This window comes from Bacteroides sp. (assembly GCF_052357945.1).
GTDB lineage: Bacteria > Bacteroidota > Bacteroidia > Bacteroidales > Bacteroidaceae > Bacteroides.
Genome location: NZ_DAWCXD010000172.1, coordinates 1 through 9,322, shown reverse-complemented (window position 1 = coordinate 9,322; position 9,322 = coordinate 1). Strand labels below are relative to the sequence as shown.

The following is a 9,322-nucleotide window of genomic DNA, read 5'->3' as shown; positions in this document are numbered from 1 at the left end:
TTCTTTATCTTCCTGCTCCTGTTTACAGTGATGCTGATTGCAGGTGTCGGAATTATGGTAAAGGCTATTAAAAAAGGACCGGAGAATTGATAATTACCTATTACTCATTACTTAATATTTTAGCTATATGTATATATTTTTGCAACAATATTGGTGGCTTGTCGTTTCCTTGTTAGGAGCCATACTCGTGTTCTTATTGTTTGTACAAGGAGGTAATTCTTTGTTGTTCTGCTTGGGTAAAACCGAAGAACATCGTAAGATGATGGTGAATTCTACCGGACGTAAGTGGGAGTTTACGTTTACTACATTGGTTACATTTGGAGGAGCTTTCTTTGCTTCTTTCCCCTTGTTTTACAGTACCAGTTTCGGTGGTGCATATTGGCTTTGGATGATTATACTTTTCAGTTTTGTATTGCAGGCTGTCAGTTATGAGTTTCAGAGTAAAGCCGGAAATCTGTTAGGTAAAAAGACATACCGGACTTTTTTGGTGATTAATGGAGTGGTAGGTCCTGTGTTACTTGGTGGGGCAGTGGCTACTTTCTTTACCGGTTCTGATTTCTATATTAATAAGGCCAATATGACAGATACCATTATGCCGGTAATCAGTCATTGGGGAAATGGCTGGCACGGATTGGATGCACTGACCAACATTTGGAATGTTATTCTTGGATTGGCTGTCTTCTTCCTTGCCCGTGTGTTGGGATCTCTCTATTTCATTAATAATATTGATGATAAAGAGCTGACCGATAAATGTCGTCGTGCAGTACGAAATAATACAGTTTTGTTCCTTGTATTCTTTTTAGCATTTGTCATTCGTACATTGGTATCTGATGGTTTTGCCGTTAATCCGGATACACAGGAAATTTATATGCAGCCATATAAGTATTTCACTAACTTTATCGAAATGCCGGTAGTGCTGGCTTTATTCCTGATTGGTGTGGTACTGGTTCTTTTCGGCATTGGAAAGACATTGCTTAAAAAGACGTTTGATAAAGGAATCTGGTTTACGGGAATCGGTACGGTACTGACTGTTTTATCTTTATTGCTGGTAGCAGGGTACAACAATACCGCTTATTATCCGTCATATACAGACCTGCAAAGCTCATTAACTTTAGCCAATAGCTGTTCCAGCGAATTTACACTAAAGACAATGGCCTATGTCTCTATTCTTGTTCCATTCGTAATTGCATATATTTTCTATGCTTGGCGTAGTATCGATCGTCACAAAATTACCGAGAAAGAAATGGATGAAGGAGGACACTCATATTAATACTTTGTCCACATAGAATTTCGAATTGAGATTCTTGTAGGAACAAATAAACTCCCCTTATTTAATTCTCTATGTCATGGTAGAGAAGTTAAATGAGGGGAGTTTTTATATATAAGCCTTTTCTATCTTTTCGGATATATCGCTTTTTATTTATTGACTATATTCTCCGGTTTTCCGGCAATGTAAGCCTGAAGGTTACTGATTGCAATATTCATCAGACGTTCACGAGCCTCGATGGTTGCCCAGGCAATGTGCGGAGTGATGTAGCAGTTCTTTGCAGTAAGTAATGGATTGTCGGCACAAGGTGGTTCAGTAGAAAGCACGTCTACTCCGGCTGCATAAATCTTGCCACTGTTCAAAGCGTCTGCAAGGTCTTGTTCGTTGATAAGCGGGCCGCGACCGGTGTTGATTAAAATAGCTGTCGGCTTCATCATACCCAAACGGCGTGCATTTACCATTTCGCGTGTCTCCGGAGTAAGCGGGCAGTGCAAACTGATAATATCACATTCGCTGAACAACTGATCTAAATCCATCTTCTTGATTTCCGGTGGCAACTGGAAGTGAGATTTGGAAGTCAGTGCATACACTTGCATACCGAAACCGATAGCAACGCGCGCTGTGGTATATCCGGTATTTCCCAGTCCTACCAGACCGATTTTCTTTTCCCGCAGTTCCATCAACGGAGTATCCCAAAAACAGAAATCCTTGTTGTTAGCCCAACGACCTTTATGCACTTCTTCAGAGTGGTGTTGCACTTGTTGAGTGATGTTCAGGATATGCGCAAATACCATTTGAGCAACGGAAGCGGTGCTATATGAAGGAATATTAGTAACGACGATTCCCCGTTCTTTTGCAGCAGCTGTGTCTACCACATTGTATCCGGTAGCCAACACACCGATATATTTCAGTTCGGGCAGTGCAGCCATGTGGTCTGCATTGATGATTACCTTGTTAGTCAGAATTGCTTCTGCACCGGCTGCACGTTCTAATACCTCTTCCGGAGCTGTACGATCATAAATTGTACATTCTCCAAGCACCTTCATACCTTCCCAAGATAAATCTCCGGGATTGGCGGCATAGCCGTCTAAAACTACAATCTTCATTTCAATTTCAATATTATTAATATGTTATAATGTTTCCTACTGCTTTATTTTGCTTTCGGCTTCTCTTACAGAAGGGAGTGACTTATTTTACGAACGCTTATTTCTTAAATTTGTCTCCCCACAACTGTATCATTCGCTCGGCATGTTTCTGTTCTGCCGGATTGTTTTGCGGTTGCCATATCCGTTTGTCTTTCAGCTCGTCCGGAAGAAATTGTTGTTTGACAAAGTTACCTTCATAGCTGTGCGCATATTTATACTCTTGTCCGTATCCCAACTGTTTCATCAGTTTGGTCGGAGCATTGCGCAGATGCAAGGGGACAGGCAGATTTCCTGTCGAACGAACCAGCTCCAGAGCATCATTAATAGCACTGTATGCCGAATTGCTTTTAGGACTGGTAGCTAGATATATCGTCGCTTCGGCTAAAGGAATCCGTCCTTCGGGCCAACCGATTTTCATCAATGTATCAAAGCACGCATTAGCGAGAAGCAATGCATTCGGGTTTGCCAGACCAATATCCTCGGCAGCCGAGATCACCAGTCGGCGGGCAATGAAAGCCGGATCTTCGCCTCCTTCCACCATACGGGCAAGCCAGTAGATCGCTCCGTCAGGATCGCTGCCGCGGATAGACTTGATGAAAGCCGAGATAATGTCATAATGCATCTCTCCATCCTTGTCATAAGCCAGTGGATTCTGTTGCAAGCGTTCGGTCACCATTTCATCGGTGATGACAACTGTTTCCTCCGTCTCCGATTGCACAACAAGTTCCAATATATTAAGCAGCTTGCGGGCATCTCCACCGGAGAAGCGCAACATAGCTGTTGTTTCTTTCAATTCAATTTTTCGTTCCTTCAGTATGGCATCTGTGGTGATGGCACGTTGCAGAAGTTCCAGCAAATCTTCTTTTTCCAAAGATTTGAGTACATAAAGCTGGCAACGGGATAGGAGAGGGCGGATGACCTCAAACGACGGATTCTCCGTTGTTGCGCCAATCAGCGTGACTGTTCCGTTCTCTACCGCTCCCAACAGAGAGTCCTGCTGCGACTTGCTGAACCGATGGATTTCATCGATAAACAAAATCGGACTGGACTGCGAAAAGAAACGATTGCTCTTGGCACGGTCTATCACTTCGCGTACATCCTTCACACCGGAAGTCACAGCACTCAAAGTATAGAAAGGCGTTTCCAGTTTGTTGGCAATGATCTGTGCAAGAGTTGTTTTACCTACTCCGGGAGGTCCCCAGAGAATAAAAGAAGAGATGCGTCCTGCGTCAATCATCTTCCGCAAGATGGCTCCCGGTCCAACTAAATGTTTCTGACCGATATATTCATCCAAAGTTTTTGGCCGTAACCGTTCTGCTAAAGGTTGCATAATTTTCTAGAATACCATTAATACCATGAAACGAATACCGTTTTTGTTGATACCCGGATTATCACGATAAGTGAAACGATGTACATATTCAACGTGCAGCAACTTGAAAATGTTGTAGATACCTACACTTCCTTCAATATAAGGCACTTTCGGGTCCATCACGAAACTGGTGAACTTACCGTCGCGTGTCGGGAAACGGAACAAATCGGGATTGTTGCTCTTAAACGGATTATTCTTATCCGTCAATGTTCCCCACAAAGCACGTACGCGGAACATTTCCCTCCATTTCAAGTTCTTGATAAGAGGAATACGGTTGAATAGTTTTCCATTCATATCATAAGATAATGACATGGAAGCGTAACGGTCGTTCAGGAATTCCATGTTATTAATCAAGTTGAACGTTTCGCGCTGGGTGATGTAGGACAAGTTAGCTTCCGGCAAAATCAACAACGGGAAAGGAACCGTGTTCCATTCAGCACCTGCTTTTAAGCTACAATCAATCTTTCCCCAGGAAGCGGGGAGCCAGAAACGTTTCCATACACTTGCTTCCGTACGGTTAAAACTGTAATCTCCACCTAGTACTCCTTTGAAACCCATAGCATGAGTCAATGTAAAGATAGGAGCATCCAGCGATACGGGCACGCGGCGTTGTTTGGAGTTGACAAATGATTCGCCCGGAGCATAACGTAGTGTCAGACTTGCTTCCGAAGTCGTGACATCATGCACACGGGTTTGCGCGGCATCATTGCGCAGATATTCCAGTTTGCCGGTAGGCTCGTCGTTACGATGGCGCAGCATGGCTTTCACTCCGAATCCTGTCAGCGTTTCAAGTTCATAATTAATGGTGGCGTCGCGCATATACGACATCTGGTCTACTGTCGTTGTTTTTACCGAGAGGAAGATATTGTCTTTATCTGTGAACAGGAATTTATCCATCGGAGACATAACATCATAACTATACGTAGCCGAAAGATAATGTTTCGGGAATTCCCATACAACATAATCGCGTTTATTGAATGAATAAGTTACCGTACCGCTATATTTCCAGCGTTCGTCTTTCAGGCCGTAAGCTCCGTATCCGTTCAAGAACCAGTGCTTGTGGAAATGAGCTGTTGTCATACCACTTAATCGGAAACGGGTACCATCAATGTAGTTGCTCGAAATCATGGTGTTGATAGGACCGATATCCACTTTGCTCGGATGGCCTTTGCTTCCTGTTTCCACAAAGTTTTCAATCAGCGCTTTCGCTCCGAAGATGATGTATTTGAATCCCGGTATCTGTTCGAGGCGGTTAACGAATACATCCATCGAACTTTCTTTCTTCGTCAGCGGTACTTGACGAACACTCGCCCAATACTCATCGCTTTTCGAAAGCATATCCGCTTCTTTTATCACGCTGCCTTTCAATCGGAACAGTCGTTGTTCGATGGGATCGAATTTATAATTACTATATTTCGTAGTCCGTTCCACCTGCAATCCGCCTGCTGTTTTGTTGGAATTCCAGGACAGGTCTACGGTCATGTCATCATCCGCTAATACCCAGTTTCCGTTAGGGAGTTGCTCGTATTGTTGCACGATGTCCATACGGTTGACGAAGTTTACTCCGGTCTTTTTAGGCAGGTTCATCGTACATTTCTGAACGGCATAAGTAGAATCGTTCAATACATACAGATGTCCGGTGAATCCGAAGTCCTGCGAGTTTTGCGGAACAAAAGTAAGGTGGACACATTCACGCTTGTTTACCATCAATGTGTCCATCAGATAATATTTATAAAATGAGATGGCATTGTTACCGATCGGACTGACGAAACGCTGCTGGAGCAATCGGATATCGTCGTCGTAGATATTGATGTCGGCAAATACGTCTTTCAATACAGTGCCGAGCATATCTCCCGTAGAGAAAAATTCTTCTATACCATTGGAATTCTTTCCTTTGATAATCGTTTTCTTGTTTTCGGGATTTTTGCGGTAGATGGTTTGCGAGGACGTTTCCTGTACGGAAATAGGGAGAATCAACTTATTGGTTGTTTCCGACACTTCCACCTGATCTCTTAAGAATGAATATTTCTTGTAGATACCTTTTTCGAGCTTTTCCGGTGTGAGGTCGTTGATGGACATTTTCATCTTCTCGTACTTGTCGTACTGATAGTACTCGTTCACTTCGAGTACTTGCGCTTTTTTGTGTTCGATTACCTTCTTCATGAATTCCACTGCCGGATTGTTCTTGCGGGAATATTTCTCCTTTTGAGGTTTCACGACAACCTCGTTCAGGAGCACATTATCCGGAGCTAACTTAACGTTCACTGTCTGATTGTTGGAACCGACTCGAACCGTTTTACTGATATAACCTACAGCGGAGAACACCAGTGTTCCTCCGTTTCTGCGGGCTTCAAGACTGTATTCTCCGTCAATATTGGTGATAGTACCCATATCTCTCTTTTCCTGGTAGTAAACAGAGATATACATCAATGGCTCGTGGGTAACCGAATCAGTGACTACCCCTTTAATTTGCTGCGCAAAAGCATTGGAAGCTACCAATACGAGTAAGAACAGTATAAGTATTTTGTTATATCGTTGTATCATAACGTTTGTAGTAGGGCGCAAAGTTAACAAATAACTCTAAGGATAACAGAATATATAACTTTTTTTACCCATCGTTTTTTGTTGTTTACAAGCATATATCGCCCGGTAATCCAAGGAATATTCCTTTGTTAATCCTTTTGATAAGGCTGTTTCAGCACTTTGTTCTCCCGGTCCCGATATTTGAAACCTTTGCTCTCGTTGTAGGGCACTTTTTGTTTCGACACTTGACACTTTTTGTTTCCCGGCATGAAACTGTTGGTTTCTCGGTGTGAAACACTTTGTTTCCCGGTGTGAAACTAACAGTCCCATGCCGGGAAACGGAATGGAACATGCCGGGTAAATGTTATTTGCTCGTAAGTATCTGTACAATACGCTCTGCGGTACGTCCGTCCCAACGTTCGGGAAGTTCGCCACGTTTCCATTCACCGTGCATCAGTGTATCCATTGTTTTGGCAAGCAGAGCAGGATCTTCTCCGACAAGTTCGTTGGTTCCCATGCGCCACGTTTCCGGATGTTCGGCATACGTGTTGAGCGTGATACAAGGAATACCCAGGAAGGTCGCTTCTTCGGCTACGTTTCCTGAATCTGTTATGATTCCTTTTGCCTTGTTTATCAGATAACCGAAGAACAGGTAATTCTGCGGAGGCATTATGTGGAGGTTCGGAGCTTCGATGCCTAATTCTTTGATGGCATTTCGTACGTATGTGTGCAGCGGTGCTACGATAGGCATACCGGCAGATTTTTCAATGATTGTTTTCAGCAACTGACGCAGATTCTCTTTGTTGTTTAGCAATACGCGACGGTTGAGGGTGAGCAGGAGATAATTTCCCTCTTGCAGTCCCAATACGGAAAACCATATCGGTTTGAGCAAACGGTTACGGTTGTAGCGGATGGTATCTATGAGAATGTTACCTACATAATATACGTTTTCACTTTCCGTTCCTGTCTGGTTCAGGTTGCGGTTGGCAACCATGCCGGCAGTAAACAGATAGTCGGATATTCCATCTGTAATCATACGGTTGACCTCTTTCGGCATCTTCATGTCGAAAGAACGGGTTCCGGCTACGAGATGCGCTACCTTGATTCCTTGTTTCTTGGCAACGATGGCACAGCTCATGGTGGCAGTCAGATCGTCTACCACAAGAACTACGTGTGCCGGATTCTCCGTCAGTTCCTGTTCAAAGGCTACCATGATTCCGGCTGTCAAACTCGTTGGATTACTACTTTCCACTCCCAGATAAACATCAGGAGCTTTCATATCGAGGTCCGAAAAGAGAGAAGCATCCAGACTTGTATCGTCTTTCCTTCCTGTATATACCAGTCGGTAAGAGATACTTTTACCCAGCGCCCGTGCGGCTTCAATAGCGCGTGTAATGGGAGCTATCTTCATAAAATTGGGGCGTGCCCCCGCAACAATTGTTATTTTCATATTGTTTCTATCTTATTCGGTTTAATTCGTGAAGCAAAAGTACATTTTCTTACGGAATTTATTCGTTACTTTGCATACAAAATAACAAATATATGCCCACATTCGTTCAAATTCTTGATTTTATAGGCACATTTGCCTTTGCTATAAGTGGCATCCGGCTGGCTTCGGCGAAACGTTTCGACTGGTTTGGTGCTTATGTGGTAGGACTTGCTACTGCTATCGGTGGCGGTACTATTCGTGATGTCCTGCTCGACGTGACACCGGGATGGATGACCGACCCTATATATCTGATTTGTACGGGACTGGCTTTGCTGTGGGTAATCTGTTTCGGACGTTGGCTCATCCGGCTCAATAATACTTTCTTTATTTTCGATACCATTGGCTTGGCATTGTTTACCGTGGTAGGTGTAGGCAAGAGCATTGCTTTAGGCTATCCTTTCTGGGTGGCTATTATCATGGGTAGCATTACAGGAGCAGCCGGTGGAGTGATTCGTGACGTATTTATCAATGAAATACCTCTTATCTTCCGAAAAGAAATTTATGCAATGGCCTGCGTTGTAGGCGGTATTGCATACTGGCTGTGCGACGTTGCAGGTCTGGAATCATACGCCTGTCAGTTGATTGGCGGACTGGCGGTATTCCTGACCCGCATCTTAGCTGTCAAATATCACATTTGCCTACCTATATTAAAAGGTAGTGAAGAGCCGGAAGAATAAGGACGGCATTATTTTTCCTCCTTTATATCCAGTTCTCCCTGAAAACTAATGGACTGCCGGTTTTGCATATTGACATCGATACTTGCCGAACCATTGGGAAATACTTTTGCTCTGAATTCATATCTGTCTTCAGGATTACGTGCGACGAACTTGATAACGGCATTCCCTTTTTTATCCATTTCCACATTATATTCTTTGAGGATGGCTTTGAAGTTAAGTCCGTCACCTCCACCATACGGAATGCTATAAGCCCGTCCATAATAAGGCAAGTAAGAAATAACCGAATCATTTCTGATTGTCAGTGAGTAGGAAGATGTCAAAGGGATGGAGCGTCCGCGCATCGGCATGGCAGTGTTGACATCTATCTTATAATTTTCAGATTCAATCAGTTTCATTACTGCTTCTTTCTTCTGTTCCTTCTTTTCCTTTTTACTTTGTTGAGCCGAAAGGGTAGGGATGCCCACTAGCAAGGCTAGTAACAGCATAAAGATTTGTTTCTTCGTTCTCATATCAGTTTGCATTTAGGTTGATGTATATATGTATAACAACCAAATATAAGAAAAAGACAGGGATAGTTCTGTTTCCTTTAATGAAAATTAAACAGAAATCCCTGTTATTTATAAGTTTAGACCAATTAAGGGCATAATCAACTTTTGAATAAAAACGCTTGGGAAGAAAATTAGAACAGGCTTTTAGAACTGTTCCAGTATTTCAATTCGTTTTTCAATGGGAGGATGAGTGGCAAACAATCCGTTGATTCCGCTGAATATACTTTTCGATTTCTTTTTAGGATTCTGTATAAATAAATGCGCCACGTCTTTCCTTTCTACTGCCTCGATGGCAGGATCTGCC

At 43.2% G+C, this 9,322-nt stretch carries 7 protein-coding genes and 1 pseudogene; 2 read left to right on the top strand and 6 right to left on the bottom strand.

Annotated features, from left to right (window positions below; genetic code table 11):
- Window positions 1-127 precede the first annotated feature (127 nt).
- Window positions 128-1,270 carry a cytochrome d ubiquinol oxidase subunit II gene (cydB, locus tag ACT8YW_RS20165; RefSeq protein ID WP_217724503.1) on the top strand — a complete coding sequence of 381 codons (1,143 nt, stop codon included), beginning with the start codon at window positions 128-130 and terminating at the stop codon, window positions 1,268-1,270.
- Window positions 1,271-1,416: 146 nt separating this feature from the next.
- Here cydB and ACT8YW_RS20160 read toward each other — a convergent pair whose 3' ends face one another.
- The 4 genes from ACT8YW_RS20160 to wecB all read right to left on the bottom strand — a co-directional run bounded on the left by ACT8YW_RS20160 (window position 1,417) and on the right by wecB (window position 7,754).
- Complete coding sequence (locus ACT8YW_RS20160) at window positions 1,417-2,373, bottom strand: D-2-hydroxyacid dehydrogenase (RefSeq protein WP_008999364.1); 957 nt, start codon at window positions 2,371-2,373, stop codon at window positions 1,417-1,419.
- A gap of 97 nt (window positions 2,374-2,470) precedes the next feature.
- Window positions 2,471-3,742 (bottom strand): replication-associated recombination protein A, encoded by a 1,272-nt coding sequence (locus ACT8YW_RS20155; RefSeq protein ID WP_444106939.1) that lies wholly within the window; start codon window positions 3,740-3,742, stop codon window positions 2,471-2,473.
- Window positions 3,743-3,748: 6 nt separating this feature from the next.
- The gene (locus ACT8YW_RS20150) at window positions 3,749-6,325 is read right to left on the bottom strand and encodes a DUF5686 and carboxypeptidase-like regulatory domain-containing protein (protein WP_250700994.1); all 2,577 of its coding nucleotides are present in this window, start codon (window positions 6,323-6,325) and stop codon (window positions 3,749-3,751) included.
- Window positions 6,326-6,668: 343 nt separating this feature from the next.
- A complete protein-coding gene (gene wecB, locus ACT8YW_RS20145) occupies window positions 6,669-7,754 on the bottom strand; it encodes a non-hydrolyzing UDP-N-acetylglucosamine 2-epimerase (protein ID WP_444106938.1) in 1,086 nt (361 codons plus the stop codon).
- 92 nt (window positions 7,755-7,846) lie between these two features.
- On the opposite strand from wecB, the gene ACT8YW_RS20140 reads away from it, so the two are divergent.
- Window positions 7,847-8,470 carry a trimeric intracellular cation channel family protein gene (locus ACT8YW_RS20140; RefSeq protein WP_004300342.1) on the top strand — a complete coding sequence of 208 codons (624 nt, stop codon included), beginning with the start codon at window positions 7,847-7,849 and terminating at the stop codon, window positions 8,468-8,470.
- An 8-nt stretch (window positions 8,471-8,478) separates the two neighbouring features.
- Here the strand turns inward: ACT8YW_RS20140 and ACT8YW_RS20135 are convergent, their stop codons facing one another.
- Both ACT8YW_RS20135 and ACT8YW_RS20130 read right to left on the bottom strand, forming a co-directional pair.
- Window positions 8,479-8,979: a DUF4251 domain-containing protein gene (locus ACT8YW_RS20135; protein ID WP_004306358.1), complete on the bottom strand. Its 501-nt coding sequence runs from the start codon at window positions 8,977-8,979 to the stop codon at window positions 8,479-8,481.
- A 183-nt stretch (window positions 8,980-9,162) separates the two neighbouring features.
- A pseudogene (locus tag ACT8YW_RS20130) lies at window positions 9,163-9,322 on the bottom strand (protease); the annotation flags it as partial.

Excerpts from the sequence above, each read along its gene's own strand:
- cydB (WP_217724503.1), top strand. The coding sequence starts at position 128 with ATGTATATATTTTTGCAACAATATTGGTGGCTTGTCGTTTCCTTGTTA.
- ACT8YW_RS20160 (WP_008999364.1), bottom strand. The coding sequence starts at position 2,373 with ATGAAGATTGTAGTTTTAGACGGCTATGCCGCCAATCCCGGAGATTTA.
- ACT8YW_RS20155 (WP_444106939.1), bottom strand. The coding sequence starts at position 3,742 with ATGCAACCTTTAGCAGAACGGTTACGGCCAAAAACTTTGGATGAATAT.
- ACT8YW_RS20150 (WP_250700994.1), bottom strand. The coding sequence starts at position 6,325 with ATGATACAACGATATAACAAAATACTTATACTGTTCTTACTCGTATTG.
- wecB (WP_444106938.1), bottom strand. The coding sequence starts at position 7,754 with ATGAAAATAACAATTGTTGCGGGGGCACGCCCCAATTTTATGAAGATA.
- ACT8YW_RS20140 (WP_004300342.1), top strand. The coding sequence starts at position 7,847 with ATGCCCACATTCGTTCAAATTCTTGATTTTATAGGCACATTTGCCTTT.
- ACT8YW_RS20135 (WP_004306358.1), bottom strand. The coding sequence starts at position 8,979 with ATGAGAACGAAGAAACAAATCTTTATGCTGTTACTAGCCTTGCTAGTG.